The following is a 20,764-nucleotide window of genomic DNA, read 5'->3' as shown; positions in this document are numbered from 1 at the left end:
CCATGCCGCCGTCATGAGGGCGTCACACAAGCGGGCGTACCCGGGCAGGGTCAACCGTCAACAACACGCAAGGAGCAAGCGACATGCGCCGATACGTCCTGCCGCCGTTCGCGGCGGCCGCCATCAACCGCGTGGCCTGGCTGGTCCTGGCCGCCCTCTTCCTTTACGCCGCGGCCGCGCGCGCCGATGCCGGCCCCACGCCCAAGTACGTGTTCCTCTTTATCGGCGACGGCCTGGCCATGCCCCAGCGCAGCGCCGCCGAGTACTTCCTGGCCGCCAAGGACGGGAAAAAAGAGCCCGGCATCGTCAAGCTCGCCATGAACAAGATGCCCGCCCAGGGCCTGACCACCACCTATTCGCTCAATTCCATCATCACCGACTCGGGCGCGGCCGGCACGGCGCTCGCGGCCGGGGTCAAGACCTACAACGGCGCCATCAGCGTGGACGGCGCGAAAAAGCCCGTGCCCACCATGGCCGAGATGGCCCGCGACAAGGGCATGAAGGTCGGCGTCGTCTCCAGCGTGTCCCTGGACCACGCCACCCCGGCCTGCTTCTATTCCCACCAGGACAGCCGCAACAATTACTACGAGATCGCCCTGGACGTGGCCAAGAGCGGCTTCGACTACTTCGGCGGCGGCGGCTTCAAGGACCCCACCGGCAAGAAGTCGAAAAAGGAAGGCGAGAAGGCCGACGCCTTCGAGGTCATGCAGGCCGCCGGCTACACCGTGACCAGCGACCCCGCCGCCATCAAGGACGCCAAGCCCGGCGCGAAGCTCGTCGCGTTAAACCCCGAGCTCGACCACGACAAGGCCCTGCCCTACGCCCTGGACGGCGACAAGAAAGGCCTCTCCCTGGCGGACTTCACCGCCAAGGGTATCGAGCTGCTCGACAATCCCAACGGCTTCTTCTTCATGGTCGAGGGCGGCAAGATCGACTGGGCCTGCCACGCCAACGACGCCGCCGCCTCCATCGCCGACACCCTGGCCTTCGACGACGCCGTGGCCAAGGCCGTGGCCTTCGCCGCGAACCACCCCGACGACACCCTGATCGTGGTCACCGGCGACCACGAGTGCGGCGGCCTCACGCTCGGCTTCGCCGGCACCCGCTACGGCAACTACTACGACTACCTCAAGAACCAGAAGGACTCGTTCCTGAAGTTCACCGCCGCGCTCAAGGAATACAAGAAGACCCACGACGCGGGCAGCGCCAAGTTCGAGGACGTCGCGCCCCTGATCAAGGAAAGCTTCGGCCTGGTCGTGCCCACCGAGGCCGACCTGGAAGCCATGAAGGCCGCGCCCAAGCCCAACGAGGAGAACACCTCCCCGGCCGATCCCCACGGCATGTACCTGAAGCCCTTCGAACTCGAGGCCGTCAAGGCGGCGTTCACCCGCTCCATGCAGGACGAAAAGGTCAAGGGCGACGAGATGGACTACCGCGCCTACGGCGGCTACGAGCCCCTGGCCGTGACCCTGACCCATATCCTGGACAACAAGGCCGGCCTCGCCTGGACCAGCTACTCCCACACCGGCGTCCCCGTCGTCACTTCGGCCATGGGCCCGGGCGCGCAGGCCTTCGCCGGCTACTACGACAACACCGACCTGGCCAAAAAGATCATGGCCGCCCTGGGCCAGAAAGTCGTGGCGAGTAACTAGGGAAAGAAGAGAGAGGACACGAAGGGGGAGGAATGCCTCCGGCGGCCAGGAGGGGCCGAGGGGCCCTCCTGGACCACCCCGAAAGGGGAAACAAGAAAATTAAGGCGTGGGGCTGGTTGCGCGGGGCGCGGCCGGCCCCACGTGCGGTTTGGAGGACAGGGGATGGCCGATACGGATTGCCCGTGGCCGCGGCCGGGTGAGGAAATCAGGAAACCGGCCGCAGCCGGCCGGAAACTTCGCGGCCACCGCGACGCCGTGTTCGTGGCCGTCATGGCGCTCGTGACCGTCGCGTTGTGGTTTTGGCCCACGGGCTTCGAGGACCGCCTGCCGCCGGACGCCGTGCAGGTCAAGGCCAGGGTGCTCGCGGTGGACGACAGCCATGTCCACCAGTACGGCATCGTGCGCGAGGGCGAACAGCGTGTGACGCTTTCCCCGCTGTCCGGCCCCTTTGCCGGCAAGCGCATCGTCGCGGACAACATCCTGCTCGGCAAGCTCGAGATCGACAAGGTCTTCGCCCCGGGCGACACGGCCCTGCTCGTACTGTCGCTGCGAAACGGCGAGATCGTTTCGGCCGTGGCCCAGGACCACTGGCGGCTGACCCTGCAAGGCGCGCTGCTGGCGCTTTTCGCCGCGGCGCTCATCGCCTACGCCGGCTGGACCGGGGTCAAGGCCATGCTGTCGTTTCTGTTCGCCGCGCTGCTCCTCTGGAAAGTACTGGTGCCGCAGTTCCTGGCCGGCCGCGATCCCATGCTCGTGGCGCTCGCGGTCCTGGCCGTGCTCATGGCCGGCATCGTCTTCCTCGTCGGGGGCTTAAACCGCCGCGCCCTGGCCGCCTACCTCGGCTCCCTCGGCGGCGTGGCCGTGACCTGCCTGCTTTCGCTTGCCACCGCGCCCGGCTTCGCCCTGCCCGGCGCGGTCAAGCCCTTTGCCGAAACGCTGCTCTACACCGGCTACGCCCACCTCGACCTCGGCGGCGTGTTCCTGGCGACGATCTGCCTCGGCGCAAGCGGCGCGATCATGGACGTGGCCATGGACGTGGCCGCGAGCCAGTCGGAGGTGGCGGCCCACCATCCGGAAATCGGGGGCTTAGGCCTGTGCCTGTCGGGATTTCGCGTCGGGCGCGTCGTGGTCGGCACCATGGCGACCACGCTCCTTTTGGCCTACTGCGGCGGCAGCCTGGCGCTGCTCATGGTGTTCATGGCCCAGGGCGTGCCGCTTATAAATGTCGCCACCATGCCCCACGTGGCCGCGGAAATCGCCAACACCCTCGTCGGCAGCTTCGGCCTGGTCACGGCCGCGCCCCTGACCGCCGTCGCCGGCGCGCTGCTGCTGCGAAAGTGAGAGGAAGAGGAAGAGAAAGATGCCTCCGGCGGCCAGGAGGGGCACTGCCCCTCCTGGACCCTCCCGAATGGGGGCTGTCATGCCTGTGATGGCGCGGCATTGCGATTGAGAAAGTTCTGGGAGGGAGACGGGGCTAGCCCAGGCTGCGGGGCTTGGCTGTCCAGGCCTTTTCCCGGGCGAAGCGCGCTCCGTTGCCGCGCACAGGCACGGTGAGAATGGTCAGGGATTCTGCCGGCAGGCGAAGCCGCGCCTGCCCCTCGCGCAGGGGCACGGCGGCTTCCCTGGCCAGACGCGGCTTGTGGTCGTCGGCCCCCTTGCCGCTATAGACCTCGCGGGCGGCGCTGCCGCCGGCCTTTTCGCCGGCGATACGCACGTCCACGTCCCGGGCCGCATCCTTGTTTATGAGATAGACCGTCAGCCGCTTGTTGCGGTCGTCGCAGGCGGCCACCGTGCGCACGCCCGGGGCGTCGGTGGCGGCCACGACACGGTCGCCAAGCCCCCGCGCGAGCAGCTTGACCGCCATGCCCGTGGGCAGCGGCTCGTTTTTGCCGTCGAGCGCGTCCCAGAGTTCCGGCTTGTCGTCGTTGTGCAGCCAGCGCGTGGCCCAGATCTGCACCGTCACCACGCGCGGGTCGCTTACGGCCTGTCCGAGCATGTCGAAGAGCACGAGCGCGTGTCCCAGGGTGTTCTCGTGCTTCCAGCCCAGGTTCTGCGGATGCGCGTACCAGTCCGCGGAATTGACTTCGGTCAAAAGGTAATGCAGCCGGTCGGCGAATCCGGCCGGGCCGTAGCGTCGCGCGGCCGTGTCGATTTCCGACACCCCGAGCATCCGCACCGGGTTTTCGCGGTAGTAGTCGTAGCCGTACCAGGCGTAGCACGGGTATTCGTGGACCGAGACGAAATCGATGCTCCCGGCCGCCTTGCCGAAGACCTCGCGCCACCAGGGCGTCCTGTCGCCGCCCAGATTGTCGAGGGCGCCCACGTCGTCGGCTCCCGACGGGCCGTTGGCCCCGACCTTGATGGACGGGTCCACGCCCTTCATGGCCGCGGCGAACACCTGGAAATCCCGGGCGTAATCCGCCGCCCGCGCCCCGCCGTTGTAGACGTAGAAATAGGATTCGTTGCCGATTTCCCAGTATTTTATCCCGTAGCGGCGCGTGATGTTGGCGTAGCGCACCAGGGACACGGCGTTTTCGAGCAGCTCCGTCATGTCCGGCACGGTCTCGCCCGGGGAGCCCGGCTTGTACATGGAATCGTAGGCAACGACGATGACGGGCTCGGCCCCGGTGCGGCGGCACAGGCGGATGAAGGCGTCGATGTCCAGGGGCCGGCGCACGAAGCGCTTGCGCTTGAGGTCGTAGACCCGGGCGTCGTTGGAGGGCCATTCGTCCGGCCCCAGGCGGGCGAGCTCCGGTCCGGGCTTGCGGAAAGGCGGCGCGGCCCAGAGCATGCCGTCGGATTTCTCGCCCCCGGGATAGCGCAGCGTGCCGACGCCGAGGTCGAGGACGGCCCGGGCGAGCTTGCGCGCGCCCGGGTGACGGTTGCCGTCGGCGTCCATGAAATAATTGACGTTGATGCCGAGCAGTTCCCGGCTGGTCCGGCGCACGGTCTTGCCCGCGTCCACGACCACGGTTGCGACGTCGTCGCCGGCGCGCACGGCGCAGGGCAGGACCAGGAAAAGTAAAAACGGCAAGACGACAAACGAAAAACGCGGCATGGGGCCACTCCAGAAGCGGGCGGCAAAGCCTCTAGCGCCGCGCACGGCCTTCTGGCAAGCCCCGGGGCACGACGTTTTCGTGACATCGCACAAGGCGTAACCGGAGCGCCGAAACAGCGACCACACGGCAGCACGCCGGAGCGACGGAGGACATTGCGTTTGGGCGAGGGGTGAAACCCGCCCTTGCAAGGGCCTCGGCTTTGATAGTAATGCAGGGCGCGCGGCCTTTGGGGCCTTGCGCCCCGGCCACGTCCCCGGACAAATCGGTCCCAGTTCGGGACCCGGAGGAATTCCCTATGACGCTTTTCCGTCGCCTCGTCCTTCTGGTCGCGGCCATGCTGTGCCTGGCCTCCCCGGCGCTCGCCGCCGAGACCAAGACCTACGCCGTCGCTCCCTTTACCGTGCATGGTCCCGAAAAATACCAGTACCTGAGCCAGGGCGCGCAGAGCATGCTCGAATCGCGCATGAACTGGCCCGGCCACCTGGCTCCTCAGGACAAGGCCAAGACCTCGGCCGCCCTGGCCAAGGCCCCGGGCTCCGAGGCCGACGCCAAGAAGGCCCTGGCCGCCGTCAGCGTGGACTACCTGGCCTACGGCTCCATCACCGTCTCCGGCGACCAGGCCAGTGTGGACATCTCGGTCATCGGCCGTGACGGCAAGAAATGGCCGAAGAACTTCACGACCAAGCTCTCCGACCTCATCCCCGCCATGGAGCGCGCCGCCCAGTCGCTCAACAACGAGATCTTCAAGCGTCCTTCCGCGTCCGGCGCCGCCGGCGGGCAGACCATCAACCAGATGAACCCGGATTTCGTGGTCAACCAGACCAGCGAAAACCAGAAGACCTACCTCAATCCGAACTTCCGCTACGCCGGCCCGGCCGAAACGCCTGGCGTGTGGCGCAGCCAGTCCATCCCCATCGTCTCCAGCGGCATCGCCATCGACGACATCAACGGCGACGGGCACAACGAAGTCGTCATCATGGCCAAGGAATCCATCGAGACCTACGCGTTCAAGGATCGCCAGTTGATGCCGATCGCCCGCTACCCCGTCTCGCCCAACCTCAAGCTGCTCAAGGTCAGCACGCTGGACATCAACGGCGACGGCAAGGCCGAGATCATCGTCTCCGCCAGCTACTTCAAGGAGCCGCGCTCGTTCATCCTGTCCCTGGAAGGCAACCAGCTCAAGGAACTTTACAAGGACATCAAGCTGTACATGAACGTGGCGCAAGTGCCGCCCGACTACACCCGCCAACTCGTGGGCTCCAAGGGCGATCCCAAGGAACTCTTCGCCCAGGGCGTGCACAACGTGATCTTCTCCGGCGGCCAGCCCATGCTGTCCACCAAGCTCGCGCTGCCGACCAAGGCCAACCCCTTCAACTTCGCCTACCTGCCCGAAAAGAGCGGCTACAAGGTCCTGCTCAACGACGATCACGACCACATCGTGGTCTACACGGCCAAGGGCGAACGCGTGGCCGCCACCGAGGAAGAGTATTGCGGCTCGGCCATCGGCCTGGAATTCGACCCGCTCATGGCGCCCATGGAGAAGCCGAAGACCGACCACCTCTGGACGTACTACTACATCCCGCTGCCGATGATCGTGGCCAATCTGGACAAGGACGACCGCTACGAGGTGCTCGTCAGCAAGAACATCTCCCTGGCCGCCCAGTTCTTCGAGACCTTCCGCACCTTCTCCCAGGGTGAAATCCACGCCCTGTACTGGGACGGCGTGGGCATGAACCTCCTGTGGAAGACGCGGCGCATCAAGGGCACGGTCACCGGCTACGCCCTGGCCGACATCGACAACGACGGCCAGAAGGAACTCGTGGTCTGCCTCAACACCTGGCCCGGCGCGGTCGGCGTCTACGCCCGCCGCACCATCGTGCTGTCCTACAAGCTCGACACCTCGAGCAAAGGCCAGCCCGGCGAGTTCGGCATCGACGCGGAGTAGCCCCCGCACCCCGACGTGATCCCGCGGGGGAACCGCAAGCGCGGCGGTTCCCCCGCTTCTTTTGCCAAGCGCCAAGGCCAAACGAGGTCGCCCTGCTCGCCCTGTACCTGGCCCAGATCGTCAACTCCGGACTGGCCCTCGGCGCGGTCTACGGACTCATGGCCCTGGGTTTTTCCCTGATCTACAGCGCCAGCCGCCTGATCAACTTCGCCCAGGGCGAGCTGCTGCTCCTCGGCGGGCTCGGCATCGCCACCCTGGCCGGCGTCACCCACCTTTCCCCGTTCCTGGCCGTGGCCGCCGCCGCGCTGGCCGGTTTTCTCCTCGGCCGGGTCCTGTTCGCGACCACGCTCGGCCTCACGCTACGCGCCTCTCCCCTGCGCCAACTCATGCTCACCGTGGCGGCGAGCCTCGTCTTCCAGGGCGTAGCCATCCTGGCCTGGGGGAAAAACCCCCTCATGCCGCCACGCCTGCTCCCGCTGCCGGACATCCGCCTGGGGCCGCTTTTTCTTGGCCGCGACACGGCCACGGCGCTTTCACTTGCGCTTTGCGCCATGGCGGTGCTCGGGCTTTTCCTCAACTACACGCGCCTGGGCCGCGCGCTTCGGGCCACGGCGCAAAACGCGACCGCGGCGCGGCTGATGGGCATAAACCCGGTGCTGTGCCACTCGCTGTCCTTCGCCCTGGCCGGGACGCTGGCGTCCCTGGCCGCCCTGGCCGTCGGGCCGCAAACGGGGCTGCGCTACGACATGGGCCTGGGGCTTGGGCTCAAGGGCTTCGCCGCGGCGACCATCGGCGGCTACACCTCGCTGTCCAAGGTGTTCCTCGGCGGCATCGCCCTGGGGCTTTGCGAGGCGGCGCTGGTGCTTTTCCTTTCGGGCGAGCTCAAGGAAACCGCCACCTACGCCCTCATCGTCATCCTGCTCGTGGCCGCCCCGGCCGAAAACGAAGCCGAGCGGCCCTGACATGGCGCGCGCGCTTTTCTCCCGCAAGGCGTCCCTGGCCCTTTTCTTCGCCGCAATGACGGCGGTGGGTCTGGTCACGCCCGCCCACCGCCTCATCGGCGTCAACCAGCACATGTTTCTCGCGGTCAACGTGCTGGCGCTCAATTTCTGCCTGGGACTTGGCGGCCAGATCTCCCTGGCGCAGGCCGCCTTCGCCGGCATCGGGGCCTACGCCTCGGTGCTGTTGCACGCCCGCTTCCCGGGCGCGACCATACTCATCGCGCCGGCGGTCGTCGTCGGCGTCGGGCTGCTCGCGGCCCTGGTCAGCCGGCCCATGGAGCGCCTGGGCGAAGGTTTCCTGGCCATGGCCACGCTTTGCGTGTCGCTTGTCTGCGTCAACGTCGCGCTGACCATGGAGAGCGTCACCGGCGGCGCGGCCGGCATGATGGTCGAGGCCAAGCTGGCGCTGCCCGGCATCGGGGCGCTGGCCGGCGACCGGGTCACCTTTTTCCTCTTCCTGCTGCTGCTCGCCCTTGGCGCGTACGTCTTCCTGGCCCTTCGCGACAGCCGGCTGGGGCGGGCGCTGGCCGCCTGCCGGGACGACCGCCATGCCGCGTCGAGCCTCGGCATCGACCGGCCCGCGGTGCGCGCCGTGTCCTTTGGCCTGGGCGGCGGACTTTCCGCCGCGGCCGGCGTGGTCCACGGCCATTACACCGGGTTCATCAGCCCGGAACAATTCAGCCTGGAGCTTTCGCTCAAGGCCCTGCTTTTCCTGGTCATCGGAGGACCGGGCAACCTGCTTCGCCCCATTCTCGCGGCGCTCGTGCTCGAAACGGCCATGTCCAGGCTCCAGTTCCTCGGCGACGCGCGCACCCTGGTCAACGGGCTGCTGCTCGGCGCGGCGCTGCTCGCGGGCTACTGGCGCGCGCGCCGCTAGCCCGCCCCACCTTGCAAAAATGATTTACATCGCCTCCGGTTGCGGTACAAAATCGCGGTCGCCTGATGGCGATCAATACGCCCCGGAGGCTCCCCCCATGGCTAAAGTCCTGTTGTTTCTCGCGACATTCCTCATTTGTCCGGCAGCCTTCGCCGCAGCCCCGCCCGCCGGCGACCCCATCGTCATCGGCGGCCTGTTCGCCCAGTCCGGCCCCGCCGCCGTGGTCGGCACGCCGAGCAAGCTCGTGGCCGAGATGACCGTCGCCCAGCTCAACGCCTCGGGCGGCATCCTCGGCCGTCCGGTCACGCTCATCAGCTACGACACCGAATCCTCGCCCGACGTGGCCCTGCGCGAGGCGCGCCAGCTCGTCGAGGGCGACAAGGTGCTGGCCATCATCGGCCCCACGTCCACGGGCGAGGGGCTCGCCGTCAAAAAGTACACCGAGGAAAAGAAGGTCCCGGTCATCATGACCGTGGGCGGCGACGCCATCATCGCCGGCGGCAAGTTCGGCCCCTTCGACTGGACCTTCAAGGCCCCGCAGCGCACCACCACGGCCGTGGCCAAGATCTACGAGTACCTCAAGGGCAAGAACATCTCCAAGATCGCGGTCATGCACTCCAAGGACGCCTTCGGCCAGGACGGGCTCGCCGAGCTCAAGGCCAACGCGGGCAAATACGGCATCGACATCATCGCCGAGGAAGGCTTCGACCCCAAGGGCACGGACTTCTCGGCCCAGGCCTTCAAGCTGCAAGCCGCCAAGCCGCAGGCCGTGGTCGTCTGGACCATCGGCCCGGCCGGGGCCATCGCCGCGAAGAACTTCGCCGCCCTGCCCGGCGAACGGCCGCTGCTCGTGCAAAGCCACGGCCAGCCCGGCCCCAGCTACCTGGAACTGGCCGGCGAGGCCGCCGGCGGCACGATCATGCCCGGCACCAAGCTCATGGCCCCGGAATCCCTGCCCGACGAGGACCCGCAGAAAATCGTCATCGAGTCCTTCATCAAGGCCTACAACGACGCCGGCATCCAGGAGAAGTTCCCGCTCAACACCCACTCGGGCTACGCCTACGACGCCCTGGCGCTTCTGCGCGCGGGCCTGGAAAAGGCCGGCAAGGCCGACCCCGCTGCCCTGCGCGACGCCCTGGAAAAGCTCCAGAACGTGGTCGGCGTCTCCGGCGTCTACACGACTTCCTCCCAGGACCATAACGGCCTGCACGCCGACTCCCTGGTCATGCTCATCGTCGATTCCGGCCGCTACAAGCTCGCGCCCTAGAGGGAGGAAGGAGAAAGGCGGAAAAGATGCGCGGGGAACCCCTTTTTGCCAAAAAGGGTTCCCCGCGCGCTCCCCTCCCGAAAACCCCCAAGGGCGGGGGGGAACCCGTGCGGGCGACGCAGCCGTAACGGCAAAGGCGATGCCGCGGGCGATGCGAAGCGGTTTTTTCGGAGCCTCATGAAGACCCCGGTCCAGATTTTCACCGTCACGGCGGCCGAGGCCGGCCAGAAACTCCTGCAATACCTCGTGCGCCGCCTTTCCGGCGCATTGCCGCCGGCCGCGCTGCAACGCCTGATCCGCACCGGCCAGGTGCGCCTGGACGGCAAGCGCGCCAAGCCCTTCGACCGCATCGGGCAGGGGCAGAAGGTGCGCATGCCGCCCTTCGAGACCGACGCCCCACCGGGCGCGGCCCCGGGCGGCGCAGCGGCCCCGTCCCCCGCGCCCCGCATCGCGGCCGTGCCCCGCCCGGCCCGCCGGCCGGCCCCGGCGTTCGCGCCCGCGCCCCAGGCCGTTCCCGGCCCGACCCGCGTTCCAGCCCTCGACATCCTGCACGAGGACGACGAACTTCTTGTGGTGGTCAAGCCCGCCGGCCTCCCCGTGCATCCGGGCTCGGGGCACGCCACGGCACTGACCACGCTCCTGCACGCCCGGGACGCCGACGCGCCCTTCCGCCCCACGCCCGCCCACCGCCTGGACCGCGACACCACGGGCATCCTGCTCGTCGCCAAAAGCTACCGCATGCTGCGCCGCATCCACGACGCCATGCTCTCGGGCGAGGCGCGCAAGGACTATCTCGCCTGGGTCTGGGGCCGCTGGAAATTCGGTGAAGTCAACGACTGGATCACCCTGCGCGACCGCCTGGCCAAGCGCGGCGAGCCGGGGCGGGAGCGGGTGGAGGCAGGGGAGGACGGCAAGGAGGCCGTGTGCAAGGTGCGCCTGCTCGGGCACATGCCCACGGCAAGCCTGGTCGAGGTGCGCCTGGAGACCGGCCGCACGCAGCAGATCCGCGCCCAGCTCGCCGCGCGCGGCCACCCCATCGTCGGCGACCCCAAGTACGGCGGCGGCGCGCCGCCCCTGCGGCTGCACGCCTGGCGGGTGACGCTCCCTGACGCGGCCTTCTGCGCACCGCCGGACTGGGAAGCGCCCTGGCTGGTCAGGCGCCTGCGCCGCGCGACGCTGCTCGCCTGCACGGAGCAGGACGTCAATCCGCTGGAAAACGAACCGCCGCCAGACGCCCCAGAATGATCGCCCCGGCCTGCGCCACGTTCATGGAATCGAGCGGCCGGGCCTGGGGAATGCGGAAAAGCGCCTGGCAGCGCTTGCGGATGCCCTGGCGCAACCCTTCTTCCTCATTGCCGAGGACCAGCACCAGGGGAAAATCGGGCGTCGCCGCAAAGACGTTTTGCGCCCCTTCCTCGCCGGCCGCGCCGACGACGGCGAATCCCGCATCCAGGGCCTCGTCCAGCGCCCGGGACAAGTTGGCCGCCTTGGCCACGGGCATGCGCGACAGCGTGCCCGCGGCCGCCTTGGCCGCGCCGGGCCCCAGGCGCGCGCCCTCGTGGCGCGGCAGGATGATGCCGCCGCCGCCCAGGGCGAAAAGCGTACGCGCGAGCGTGCCGACGTTGCCCGGGTCCTGCACCCGGTCGAGCGCCAGGGCCACGGGCAGGGGCGCGTTTCGCGCGGCGTCGAGCACGTCGGCGACGGTCGCGAGTTCGCCGGCCGCCAGCCGGGCCAGGACGCCCTGGTGGTTGCCGGGATAGAGCCGGTCGAGGTCGGCGGCGGGCACGAATTTGAAGCGCACCCCGGCCTCGCGGCAGGCGGCGACGATGGCGTCGGCGTCCGGGCCGCGCAGCCCCTGGCGCAACAGCACGTCGTCCACGGTCGCAGGATGCGCGGCCAGCAGTTCGCGCACGGGCTTGCGTCCGGGCAGCAGGTCGTCCGGCGCCGGCGCGGCCGGGACTTCGGACCTGTGCGGCCTGGGCGCGACAGGGGGGCGTTTGAAACGGTCATGTGCGGGCATGGCCCTTGGTGGCCCAAAGCGTCCGGGACCACAAGTCTTTTTTTCCCTTGCAATTCCGTTCCCTTTGGACTAACAGTGCAGTAATTATTAAAATATTACAACGGTTACGATTCCCGACCGCAAAGCTTCGTCCTGGCTTCCGCCTGGAAGCCAATCGCCGTTTCTTCCTGTGGAGACCCCGCATGGCCCGATATTTCCTGTGCTGCGTCCTGCCGCTCCTGCTGGCCCTGGCCGGTTGCGCCGGCAACAAATACGACAAAAACACCGACATGAAGGCCAACCTGGAGCCGGAAGTCTGGGACACCACGCAGATTCTCAAGGACTTGAAGCGCGGTCGCCCGCTGACGGAACAGGAGAAAAAGGCCCTGGCCTCGCGCGGCGCGATCCAGTTCAACCTGGACGTGGCCGACAACGAGGAAGTGCAGATGTTTCTGCAGTACTTCACCATGGACAAGAAAGGCACCATGGAGAAGTGGCTGCAACGCGCCGAGCCGCACCTGCCCTACGTCCGGGCGGTGCTGGCCAGCTACAACCTGCCGCCTGACCTCATCGTGCTGCCGTTTATTGAATCGGGCTACAGCACCATGGCCTATTCGCCCGTGGGCGCGGGCGGCATGTGGCAGTTCATGCCCTACACCGGGCGGCGCTTCGGGCTTACCGTCAACTGGTGGGTGGACGAGCGCCGCGACCCCTACAAATCCACCGTGGCCGCGGCCAAGTACTTGACCAAGCTCTACCAGATGTTCGGCGACTGGAACCTGGCCCTGGCCGCCTACAACGCCGGCGAAGGCAAGATTTCCCGGGTCATGGCCGCCAGCGGCCAGTGCGACTTCTTCGACATCGCCAAAGACCCCAAGCTGCTCAAGGAAGAGACCCGCCACTATGTGCCCAAGTTCCTGGCGGTGCTCAAGATCTTCCAGAACCTCAATTCCCTGGGCTTTCGCAAGATCAACTGGCAGGCCGGCCCCAACCTCAAGGAAGTGCCCGTCCCGGGCGGCACGGACCTGCTCGCCCTGTCCAAGGCCTGCGATCTGAGTTGGGAGCAGTTCCGCGACTACAACCCGGGATTCCGGCGGCAGGTGAGCCCGCCCGACGCCACGGTCAACGTCTACGTGCCCGTGGCCAAGGAGCAGGTCGTGCTCGCCTACCTCCAAAATCCCGGCAACTACCCTGGCGGCGGCGTGCAGACCGTCACCGCCCAGGCCGGCGACACGTGGTGGGCCATCGCGCGGCGCGCCGGCATGCCCGTGGCCGAACTGCGCCAACTCAACGGTTCCCTGCCCGAGGACCTGCCGCCCGGCCAGACCGTGCGCATCGCTTTAAGCGCCTTCAGCGTGGACAACAGCGCCCTGGCCGAAGGCCCGGACGCCTGCGCGCCCAAACCCCTGGCCGCCGCGTCCAAGCCCCAGCGCCACCGCGTCAACAAAGGCGAGTCCATCGGCAGCATCGCCCGCAAGTACGGCGTTTCCACCAAGGAGCTGATGGCCGCCAACAAGATGAAGAACGAGCGCCGCCTGACCCAGGGCTCCTGGCTCGTCATCCCCGGCGGCGCGCCGCAGGGGCAAGCCGTGGCCGCGTCCAAATCAGCGCCGGCTCCGGCCGCCCCGGTCGCCGTCGCGGCCTCCGGCTCCCACCGTGTCCAGCGCGGCGAGAGCGTCAGCGGCATCGCCGCAAAATACGGCGTCGACACCGCCGCGCTCATGGCCGCAAACGGCATGCGCTCGGGCAAGGACCTGCGCGCCGGCGCGAACCTGACCATCCCCGGCAAGGCCGTGGCCAAGGTCGAAGTGCCGGCCGCTCCTTCCGCTCCCGCCGCCAAGTCGGCCAAGGACTACAAGACGCCGAAGTCCCTGGCCGCCGCCACGCCCGCGCCGGCCGCAGGCCGTCTTTTCGCGGAAAAAACGCCGCCGCCCGCGCCGACCAAGACGCAGGCCGCCGCGTCCCAGCCCGCAGCCAAACCTGTCGCGGCCGCCGCGCCCGCGCCGGCAAAACAGGCTCCGGCCAAGGCCGCGCCCGCCAAGGCCGTCAACTACAAGGTCGGCCCGGGCGAGACCGTCTGGGGCATCGCCAAGAAATTCAACGTCGAGCCGTCCTCGCTCATGGCCTGGAACAACATGAAGAGCCCGGGTGCCCTGCAAGCCGGCTCCCAGATCACCATCCACAAGGAATAACGATTCCACCATGGACACGCCAAAGGGGCGCGGCCGTCTCCCGGCCGCGCCCCTTTTTTATGCCGCCCGCCCGTCGCCACCCCCCTTCGGGAGGTCCAGGAGGGGATGATCCCCTCCTGTCCGCCGGCGGCATCTTTCTCTTTTCTTCTCCCCTTACAATCCGTTTTCCTTAAATATCGTCTCCAACCGGCGGCGGTTCGCGCCAAGGTCGCTGTAGCCCACGCGCGAGGCGCTGCGGGCATGGAGCAGCCCGGCGGCGGGGTCGTAGAGGAATTCGACGTCGTCCACGAAACCGAAGCGCAGGGAAGAGGCCGTGGCGTGCAGGTAGCGCTCGGTCGCGTCCGTGACCCTGAGCCCCTGGTCCGGCAACGAGGCGGCCAACCCAGGAATGGGGTTTTGCGCCACCTTGCGCGGGGCGATAAAATGCAGTGCGTCGTTCTTGCGCGCCGTGCTCGAGACCCAGTTGGGCTTGGCCCCGTCGGCGCGTAGCGGCCCGCCCGTGGGCGAAAGCGCTGGCGACATGCGCCGGCTGACCCGGCCAAGCCAGGCGAACCAGGCCACGCCGATGACCACGGCCACGAGCAGGACCACGGCCGCCACCTGTCCCACCGCCTCGAAAAAACCCAGAATACGACGCAACGTCTCCATCATGCGCATGCCTCCGAAGCCAGGCCGTCAGGCCCCACGATTCGGTTACGACCGGCCTCCTTGGCGGCATACAGGTATTCGTCGGCCTTTGCCAGCAGGCCGTCCAACTGGTTCTCGTCGCAGTCGGCAACGCCGAGGCTGGCGGTGACGCGGTGCCCGCCGGGGTGCGTGTCGGCCACGGCCCGGCGCAAGCGCCTGGCCACGGCCAGCGCTTCGGCGCCGGCGACCCCCGGGAGCAGGACGCCGAACTCCTCGCCGCCCAAGCGCCCGATGGAACCGCTTTCACCGAGCGCCGCGCGCAGGCTGTGCGCCACCTCGCGCAGGACGAGATCCCCTGCCTGATGGCCGTGCGAGTCGTTGATTTCCTTGAAATGATCGAGATCGAGCATGACCAGGCTGACCTTGCGCCCCCCCTCGCGCGCTTCGTCGAGAACCGCCTGCGTCTGCTCCAGGAAATGACGGCGGTTGGACACCCCGGTCAGGGCATCGGTCTCCGCGAGATGACGCAGGGCGTCCCGGGCTTCGCGCAATTCCGCCTCGACCCGGCTCGAAGTCATGGAAAGAATGCAAAACGTAAGGAGCGCAAGGAGAAACATGCTGCACAACAGCAAGGCCTTGACGATGACATCCGGTCCGCCAATGGCGCATTCCGTGGCGTTCCACGACCGCAGCGCACGGGAGGCAAAAGCCAGGCTGACCAAAAGGAGGATCGCCGAGTAGATCGTCTGCATGGAGTAGGTCTTCCACTGCCGTACGAGAAAAGGCTCCACGGCGATCCGACCGTAGAGGATGGCATTGTAGACGGAGAAAACAATGATCCTGCGGCACGTGTCAAAGTCGAACAACGTATAATAGACAATAAGCAGTTCGCTGACGGTGGCCAACGCCACGTTCACGAGGTGCCGTTGGCGAATCGTCGTGATTTCGCCGTACATGGCGATGCCGTGATACCAGCAGATTGCTTGTAGGAACAGCAAGCCGTTGCCGAGAACGAGGGACCACCGCTCGCCGGCGAAGCGGTAGAAAATCAGAACGACGCCGATGCTCCAGAAAAGCTGGCCAAGGGCCAGACAGGCGAAGCCGGGGTAGGTTTTGCGGAAAAAAAAAGTATAGCCCAGGACCATGGTCAGCGAAAAATACAAGATCGCTGCCATGAGGATCATCGTCCTCGCGTCCAGGGAGGAAATCAACTCTATGACGGTCCCCATGCTGGCGTGCTCGCTTCTCTTGCCGCCGGGCAAGGGAAAAATTGTTGAGGTGTGCCGCGCGCGGGTCAACCCCGCGCGAGCGCCTCGCCGTAGAGCGCCTGCATGAGCAGCGGCCGCAGTTCCTCTGCCGGGAGCACGCGGCCGGTCCACAACCGGAACTGCTCCACGGCCTGGTAGACGAACATGTCGAGCCCGGAAACGACCGTCGCGCCGGCGTGGCCGGCCTCGGCCGCGAACCGGGTCAGGCGGGGATTGTACACGAGGTCGTAGACAGCCTGTCCGGGTCCCAGGCGCTCGGACGGATAAGGGGATAACGCCTCGAGCCGGCCGAGCATGCCCATGGGCGTGGCGTTGACGCAGAGCTGTGCCGGATAGTCCGCCCGCGCCTCCCAGTCCACGACCTCGAGGTCGAACGCCCCGGCCAGGGCCTCGGCCTTCTCCCGCGTGCGGCCCGTCACGGCGATGCGCGATGCGCCCAGGCGCTTGAGGCCCACGACCACCGCACGCGCCGCGCCGCCGCAGCCAAGAACCAGCGCCGCGCCCACGGACAGGCCGGCCTCCACGAGCGGCCGGCAAAAGCCCTCCACGTCGGTGTTCTCGGCCCACAGCACGTTGCCGCGCCAATAAAGCGTGTTCACGGCCCCGACCTCGAGGCCGAGGTCCGTCACCGCGTCCGCGTACGCCATGACCGCGGTCTTGTGCGGGATGGTGACGCTCAGGCCCGCCATGGGAATCTGCCGGAACCGGGCCATGAACGCGGACAACGCCTCGGGCGGCGTGTCGCAGGCCTCGTAATGGCCGTCGATGCCGAAACGGGAAAAGCCCCAGTTGTGCACCAGCGGGCTCAGCGAATGCGCCAAGGGATGCCCGATGATCCCATACTGCCGCGTCATGCCGACTCCTTGGGGGCAGGGAGGAGAATCTGGGGGAGGGAACCTTTTTTTGCAAAAAAGGTTCCCTCCCCCAGACCCGCGCCGACCCCCGGCAAAAGGGGGGACCGGGGGGCCTGAGGCCCCCCGGCCGCCGGAGGCATCTTCCTCTTCTCTTTCCTCTACTTCTTCAATTCTTGTACGCGGCGGCCCCGGCGCGCAGGGCTTCGGCGTTTTTGGGAATGAGGTGGCTGTAGTGCTTGGCGATGACGTGGGAGAGGCTTTCCTCGACCACGGACAGGGGCAGCACGCCCGTGGCCGCCACGTAGGCCCCGAGCGCCACCATGTTGGCCATGCGCGTGTTGCCCAGGCCATCGGCGATCTCGTTGCAGGGCACGGCCACGAGCTTGACCCGGGCGCTGTCCGCGAGGCCGGCGTCGATCAGCGAGGAGTTGAGCACGAGCACGCCGCCGTCCTCCAGCTGGGGCTGGAACTTGTCCAGGGAGGGCCGGTTCATGATAATGAGGCTTTTGGGGCTGCGGATGATCGGCGAACCGATGGCGTCGTCGGAGACCACGACCGTGCAGTTGGCCGTGCCGCCGCGCATCTCCGGGCCGTAGACCGGGATGTAGGTGACGTTCAAGCCATGTTCCATGCCGGCGTAGGCCAGCAGGTTGCCGATGAGCATCACGCCCTGGCCGCCGAAGCCGGCCATGATCACGTCCTGATACAAACTCATGACCCTAGTCCTCCTTGGCCGCGTCTTTGTAGACGCCGAGCGGAAAGCCGGGGATCATCTCCTTGGCCACGCGTTCGTTGGCGGCCACGGGCGAGACTCTCCAGTTCGTGGGGCAGGTGGCGAGGAATTCCACGAAGCCGAACCCTTCGCCCTTGATCTGCGTTTCGAAGGTGCGGCGCAGGGCGCGCTTGGCCTGCGCCATGTTCTTGATGGAATTGACGGCCACGCGGGCGCTGTAGGCCACGCCGTCCAGGGAGGCGATGAGCTCGGCCATGCGCATGGGGCCGCCCTCGCGTTCGGCGCAGCGGCCGGCCGGGCAGGTGGTGGTCTTCTGGCCGATCATGGTCGTGGGGGCCATCTGGCCGCCGGTCATGCCGTAAACGGTGTTGTTGACGAAGACGACGGAGAGGCGTTCGCCGCGGTTGGCGGCGTGCATGATTTCGGCCAGGCCGATGGAGGCCAGGTCGCCGTCGCCCTGGTAGGCGAAGACGAAGGCGTCGGTGCGGGCGCGCTTGACGCCCGTGGCCACGGCCGGGGCGCGTCCGTGGGGCGCTTCGACGGTATCGACCATGACGTAGTTGTACAGGAACACCGAGCAGCCGATGGAACTGACGGCGATGGTCTTTTCGACCAGGCCGAACTCTTCCAGGCACTCGGCGACCATGCGGTGGATGACGCCGTGCTGGCAGCCCGGGCAGTAGTGGGAAGGCACGTCGGCCAGGACTTTCGGCCGGTCGAAGACCAGTTCCTCTTTGATTTCAGGAATGGAAGACATTTAGGCCCCCTTTGCGGCCGCCCGGATGGGCTCCACGAATTCGTCCGGCGTGGGCAGGTTGCCGGGGAAGACCCCGTAGAAATCGGAATCGGCCAGGCCGCGCACGGCCAGACGCACGTCGTCCACCATCTGGCCGAGGTTGTGCTCGATGGTGAGGAAGCGCTTGCCGGCGGCGGCCAGGGCGCGCAGGGCCTCTTCCGGGAAGGGATAAAGGGTGATGGGCCGCAGCAGGCCGATCTTGAGCCCCTCGGCGCGCAGCGCGCGCACGGCGGTCTTGGCGATGCGGCCGATGGAACCGTAGGCCACGACCACGAGATCCGCGTCCGCGGTTTCGAAATCCTCGTAGAGGACCTCGGCGCGCATGGCCTCGTATTTCTTCTGCAAGAGCCTGTTCTGGCCGGCCAGGGCCCCGTCCTCGAGGAAGAGCGACTTGAGGAGCCTCGGGGCGCGCTCGCCCCTGCCGGTCAGCTTCCAGTCGCCGCCCTCGGCGGGATCGATGGGGAGCGGCTCGCGCGGCGTGACCGGCTCCTTCATCTGGCCGACGATGGCGTCGCCGAGGATGAGCACCGGGTTGCGGTACTTGTAGGCCAGTTCGAAGGCGGTGAACGTCAGGTCGTAGCATTCCTGGCAGGTGGCCGGGGCCAGGGTCAGGGTGCGGTAGTCGCCGTGGCCGCCGCCCTTGACGGACTGGAAGTAGTCGCCCTGGGAGGGGCCGATGTCGCCGAGGCCGGGGCCGCCCCGGTTCATGTTGACGATGACGCCGGGCAGTTCCGAGCCGGCCATGTAGGAGATGGCCTCCTGCATGAGCGACACGCCCGGGCTCGAGGAGGTGGTCATGGCGCGCACGCCGCAGGCCGCCGCGCCGAGCAGCATGTTGGCCGCCGCGACCTCGGACTCGGCCTGGACGAACTGGCCTCCGGCGGCGGGCATGGCCGAGGAGAGCATCTCCGGGATGTCGTTTTGCGGGGTGATGGGATAGCCGAAGTAGCAACGGCAGCCGGCGGCCAGAGCACCCTGGCCGATGGCCTCGTTACCCTTGATGAAGACGCGTTTGGCCGACATCAGTCGTTCTCCTTGGCTTTGCTTTTCACGCTGCGCCAGACCTTGATGGCCACGTCCGGGCACATCTGCGCGCAGGCGGCGCAGCCGGTGCATTTTTCCTTTTCGGCCTCGAGGACCTCGGCCACCTTGTAGCCCTTGGCATTGAAACGCGAGGAGGCGGCGATGATGGCCTTGGGGCAGACCTGCGCGCACAGCAGGCAGCCTTTGCACCGTTCCTCGTCGATGACGATCCGCGACATCGGTTCACTCCTTTGCGGGGGCATCGGGCACGGCGCGAACGCCGCCTACCGGGAGAGCCCGCCGCTCTCCCTGCCCGGGAAAACCTTGCGGTGAGGGGACGCTTGCGGGCGGTCAGCGCACCAACATGGCGTCGCCGTAGGAAAAAAAGCGGTAGCCGGAGGCGATGGCCTCGCCGTAGGCGGCAAGCAGCCGCTGCCGTCCGACCAGGGCGGCCAGCATAATCACCAGGGATGATCCAGGCAAATGGAAATTCGTGACCATGCCGTCGAGCGTTCGGAACACGTAGCCGGGGCGGATGAAGATGTCGGTTTCGCCGGCGAAGGCCGTCATTTCCCCGGCCTCGCGCACCACGCCCTCGAGCGTGCGTGCGGCGGTGGTGCCCACGGCGATGACCGCCCTGCCCTTTGCCTTGGCCTCGCGCACGGCGGCGGCGGTCGCTTCCGGCACCTCGATCCACTCCCTGTGCATGGCATGCTCGCGGATGTCGGCCACGCGCACGGGCGAGAAGGTGCCGATGCCCACATGGCAGGTGACCCGGGCCAGGCCGAAGCCGCGCGCGGCGAGCACGCCGAGCAGTTCCGCGGTGAAGTGCAGGCCGGCCGTGGGCGCGGCGGCCGAACCCAGCTTGTCGTCGCGGGCGTAGACGGTCTGGTAGGTCTCGCGGTCGGTCGCGTCGTCGGCGCGGCGGATGTAGGGCGGCAGGGGCACATGGCCGATGCGCGCGAGGATCTCCGGCAGGCTGCCGCGCCAGGAGAGGACGAAATCGGTGTGGCCGAACGCGCCGCGCTGCGTCGCGGTCAGGTATAAATCCGGCGCGAAATCCACGCGGTCCCCGGGCTTCGGCGGCCGGGACACGCGCAAGAGCCCCGAGGCCGGGGCGTGGGTCCAGCCCGTGTCCGGGTCGCTCTCCGGGGCGAGCAGCGCCACGGGCGTGGTCAGAAGCAGCTCGGCCGCGCCGCCCGTGGGCTTTTGGCCGAAAAGGCGCACCGGCGCGACCTTGGTGTCGTTGACCACGAGCAGCGCGCCCGGCGGCAACAGGTCGGGCAGGTCGGAAAAGACGGCGTGCCCGGTTTTTCCGGTCGCGCGCTCCACGGTCATGAGCCGGCAGGCGTCGCGTTTCGCGCACGGCCGCTCGGCGATATGCCCGGGCGGCAGGTCGAAGCGGTAGGCGTCGAGCAGGTCGTCGGGCGTGGCAGGGGAATCGGTCGGCAAGGCGGGATCTCGTTGGTTC

At 67.8% G+C, this 20,764-nt stretch carries 18 protein-coding genes; 8 read left to right on the top strand and 10 right to left on the bottom strand.

The window, feature by feature from the left end; all coding sequences use genetic code 11:
- Positions 1 to 83: 83 nt before the first annotated feature.
- A complete protein-coding gene (locus Q368_RS0113135; RefSeq protein WP_029459525.1) occupies positions 84 to 1,652 on the top strand; it encodes an alkaline phosphatase in 1,569 nt (522 codons plus the stop codon).
- Between the two features lie 270 nt (positions 1,653 to 1,922).
- Positions 1,923 to 2,993 (top strand): YibE/F family protein, encoded by a 1,071-nt coding sequence (locus Q368_RS0113130; RefSeq protein WP_052360161.1) that lies wholly within the window; start codon positions 1,923 to 1,925, stop codon positions 2,991 to 2,993.
- 133 nt (positions 2,994 to 3,126) lie between these two features.
- Here Q368_RS0113130 and Q368_RS0113125 read toward each other — a convergent pair whose 3' ends face one another.
- Positions 3,127 to 4,710, bottom strand: coding sequence for an alpha-L-arabinofuranosidase (locus Q368_RS0113125; RefSeq protein WP_029459523.1), 1,584 nt, complete (start codon positions 4,708 to 4,710; stop codon positions 3,127 to 3,129).
- Between the two features lie 296 nt (positions 4,711 to 5,006).
- Here Q368_RS0113125 and Q368_RS0113120 point away from each other — a divergent pair, with 296 nt between their 5' ends.
- From Q368_RS0113120 to Q368_RS0113095, 5 genes are all read left to right on the top strand, one after another.
- A complete protein-coding gene (locus Q368_RS0113120; RefSeq protein WP_029459522.1) occupies positions 5,007 to 6,656 on the top strand; it encodes an FG-GAP repeat domain-containing protein in 1,650 nt (549 codons plus the stop codon).
- A gap of 92 nt (positions 6,657 to 6,748) precedes the next feature.
- Positions 6,749 to 7,618, top strand: coding sequence for a branched-chain amino acid ABC transporter permease (locus Q368_RS0113115; RefSeq protein WP_029459521.1), 870 nt, complete (start codon positions 6,749 to 6,751; stop codon positions 7,616 to 7,618).
- 1 nt (position 7,619) lies between these two features.
- The gene (locus Q368_RS0113110; protein WP_029459520.1) at positions 7,620 to 8,534 is read left to right on the top strand and encodes a branched-chain amino acid ABC transporter permease; all 915 of its coding nucleotides are present in this window, start codon (positions 7,620 to 7,622) and stop codon (positions 8,532 to 8,534) included.
- 97 nt (positions 8,535 to 8,631) lie between these two features.
- A complete protein-coding gene (locus Q368_RS0113105; protein WP_029459519.1) occupies positions 8,632 to 9,801 on the top strand; it encodes an ABC transporter substrate-binding protein in 1,170 nt (389 codons plus the stop codon).
- 177 nt (positions 9,802 to 9,978) lie between these two features.
- Positions 9,979 to 11,046, top strand: a complete 1,068-nt coding sequence (locus Q368_RS0113095; protein ID WP_029459518.1) for an RluA family pseudouridine synthase — start codon at positions 9,979 to 9,981, stop codon at positions 11,044 to 11,046.
- Here Q368_RS0113095 and Q368_RS0113090 read toward each other — a convergent pair.
- Positions 11,003 to 11,821, bottom strand: a complete 819-nt coding sequence (locus Q368_RS0113090) for a TrmH family RNA methyltransferase (protein WP_029459517.1) — start codon at positions 11,819 to 11,821, stop codon at positions 11,003 to 11,005. The genes Q368_RS0113095 and Q368_RS0113090 overlap by 44 nt on opposite strands.
- A gap of 182 nt (positions 11,822 to 12,003) precedes the next feature.
- On the opposite strand from Q368_RS0113090, the gene Q368_RS0113085 reads away from it, so the two are divergent.
- The gene (locus Q368_RS0113085) at positions 12,004 to 13,992 is read left to right on the top strand and encodes a LysM peptidoglycan-binding domain-containing protein (RefSeq protein WP_029459516.1); all 1,989 of its coding nucleotides are present in this window, start codon (positions 12,004 to 12,006) and stop codon (positions 13,990 to 13,992) included.
- A 153-nt stretch (positions 13,993 to 14,145) separates the two neighbouring features.
- Here Q368_RS0113085 and Q368_RS0113080 read toward each other — a convergent pair whose 3' ends face one another.
- The 8 genes from Q368_RS0113080 to queA form a co-directional block, all read right to left on the bottom strand.
- Positions 14,146 to 14,643, bottom strand: coding sequence for a DUF1499 domain-containing protein (locus Q368_RS0113080; RefSeq protein ID WP_029459515.1), 498 nt, complete (start codon positions 14,641 to 14,643; stop codon positions 14,146 to 14,148).
- Complete coding sequence (locus Q368_RS0113075) at positions 14,640 to 15,848, bottom strand: GGDEF domain-containing protein (RefSeq protein WP_043785875.1); 1,209 nt, start codon at positions 15,846 to 15,848, stop codon at positions 14,640 to 14,642. The genes Q368_RS0113080 and Q368_RS0113075 overlap by 4 nt, the downstream gene beginning before the upstream one ends.
- A 65-nt stretch (positions 15,849 to 15,913) precedes the next feature.
- The gene (aroE, locus tag Q368_RS0113070; protein ID WP_029459513.1) at positions 15,914 to 16,741 is read right to left on the bottom strand and encodes a shikimate dehydrogenase; all 828 of its coding nucleotides are present in this window, start codon (positions 16,739 to 16,741) and stop codon (positions 15,914 to 15,916) included.
- 166 nt (positions 16,742 to 16,907) lie between these two features.
- On the bottom strand, positions 16,908 to 17,456 hold the full coding sequence (locus Q368_RS0113065; RefSeq protein ID WP_029459512.1) for a 2-oxoacid:ferredoxin oxidoreductase subunit gamma family protein: 549 nt from the start codon (positions 17,454 to 17,456) through the stop codon (positions 16,908 to 16,910).
- Positions 17,457 to 17,460: 4 nt separating this feature from the next.
- Positions 17,461 to 18,231 carry a thiamine pyrophosphate-dependent enzyme gene (locus Q368_RS0113060; protein ID WP_029459511.1) on the bottom strand — a complete coding sequence of 257 codons (771 nt, stop codon included), beginning with the start codon at positions 18,229 to 18,231 and terminating at the stop codon, positions 17,461 to 17,463.
- Entirely contained in the window at positions 18,232 to 19,293 is a 1,062-nt protein-coding gene (locus Q368_RS0113055; RefSeq protein WP_029459510.1) for a 3-methyl-2-oxobutanoate dehydrogenase subunit VorB, read from the bottom strand. It lies immediately after the preceding gene.
- A complete protein-coding gene (locus Q368_RS0113050; protein WP_029459509.1) occupies positions 19,293 to 19,532 on the bottom strand; it encodes a 4Fe-4S dicluster domain-containing protein in 240 nt (79 codons plus the stop codon). Before Q368_RS0113050 ends, Q368_RS0113055 begins: the two co-directional genes overlap by 1 nt.
- A gap of 112 nt (positions 19,533 to 19,644) precedes the next feature.
- Entirely contained in the window at positions 19,645 to 20,745 is a 1,101-nt protein-coding gene (gene queA, locus Q368_RS0113045; protein WP_029459508.1) for a tRNA preQ1(34) S-adenosylmethionine ribosyltransferase-isomerase QueA, read from the bottom strand.
- Positions 20,746 to 20,764 lie beyond the last annotated feature (19 nt).

It is taken from the genome of Solidesulfovibrio alcoholivorans DSM 5433 (assembly GCF_000702665.1).
Classification (GTDB): Bacteria; Desulfobacterota; Desulfovibrionia; order Desulfovibrionales; family Desulfovibrionaceae; genus Solidesulfovibrio; species Solidesulfovibrio alcoholivorans.
Note: the sequence above shows the minus strand (reverse complement) of the source record. Positions and strands in the feature narration are given on the sequence as shown.

What these genes read in the sequence shown, in the direction of transcription:
- Q368_RS0113075 (WP_043785875.1), bottom strand. Translation starts at nt 15,848, where the DNA reads ATGGGGACCGTCATAGAGTTGATTTCCTCCCTGGACGCGAGGACGATG.
- Q368_RS0113095 (WP_029459518.1), top strand. Translation starts at nt 9,979, where the DNA reads ATGAAGACCCCGGTCCAGATTTTCACCGTCACGGCGGCCGAGGCCGGC.
- Q368_RS0113080 (WP_029459515.1), bottom strand. Translation starts at nt 14,643, where the DNA reads ATGATGGAGACGTTGCGTCGTATTCTGGGTTTTTTCGAGGCGGTGGGA.
- Q368_RS0113130 (WP_052360161.1), top strand. Translation starts at nt 1,923, where the DNA reads ATGGCGCTCGTGACCGTCGCGTTGTGGTTTTGGCCCACGGGCTTCGAG.
- Q368_RS0113085 (WP_029459516.1), top strand. Translation starts at nt 12,004, where the DNA reads ATGGCCCGATATTTCCTGTGCTGCGTCCTGCCGCTCCTGCTGGCCCTG.
- Q368_RS0113060 (WP_029459511.1), bottom strand. Translation starts at nt 18,231, where the DNA reads ATGTCTTCCATTCCTGAAATCAAAGAGGAACTGGTCTTCGACCGGCCG.
- Q368_RS0113105 (WP_029459519.1), top strand. Translation starts at nt 8,632, where the DNA reads ATGGCTAAAGTCCTGTTGTTTCTCGCGACATTCCTCATTTGTCCGGCA.
- Q368_RS0113055 (WP_029459510.1), bottom strand. Translation starts at nt 19,293, where the DNA reads ATGTCGGCCAAACGCGTCTTCATCAAGGGTAACGAGGCCATCGGCCAG.
- Q368_RS0113065 (WP_029459512.1), bottom strand. Translation starts at nt 17,456, where the DNA reads ATGAGTTTGTATCAGGACGTGATCATGGCCGGCTTCGGCGGCCAGGGC.
- Q368_RS0113120 (WP_029459522.1), top strand. Translation starts at nt 5,007, where the DNA reads ATGACGCTTTTCCGTCGCCTCGTCCTTCTGGTCGCGGCCATGCTGTGC.
- Q368_RS0113125 (WP_029459523.1), bottom strand. Translation starts at nt 4,710, where the DNA reads ATGCCGCGTTTTTCGTTTGTCGTCTTGCCGTTTTTACTTTTCCTGGTC.
- Q368_RS0113135 (WP_029459525.1), top strand. Translation starts at nt 84, where the DNA reads ATGCGCCGATACGTCCTGCCGCCGTTCGCGGCGGCCGCCATCAACCGC.
- Q368_RS0113090 (WP_029459517.1), bottom strand. Translation starts at nt 11,821, where the DNA reads ATGCCCGCACATGACCGTTTCAAACGCCCCCCTGTCGCGCCCAGGCCG.
- Q368_RS0113110 (WP_029459520.1), top strand. Translation starts at nt 7,620, where the DNA reads ATGGCGCGCGCGCTTTTCTCCCGCAAGGCGTCCCTGGCCCTTTTCTTC.
- aroE (WP_029459513.1), bottom strand. Translation starts at nt 16,741, where the DNA reads ATGACGCGGCAGTATGGGATCATCGGGCATCCCTTGGCGCATTCGCTG.
- Q368_RS0113050 (WP_029459509.1), bottom strand. Translation starts at nt 19,532, where the DNA reads ATGTCGCGGATCGTCATCGACGAGGAACGGTGCAAAGGCTGCCTGCTG.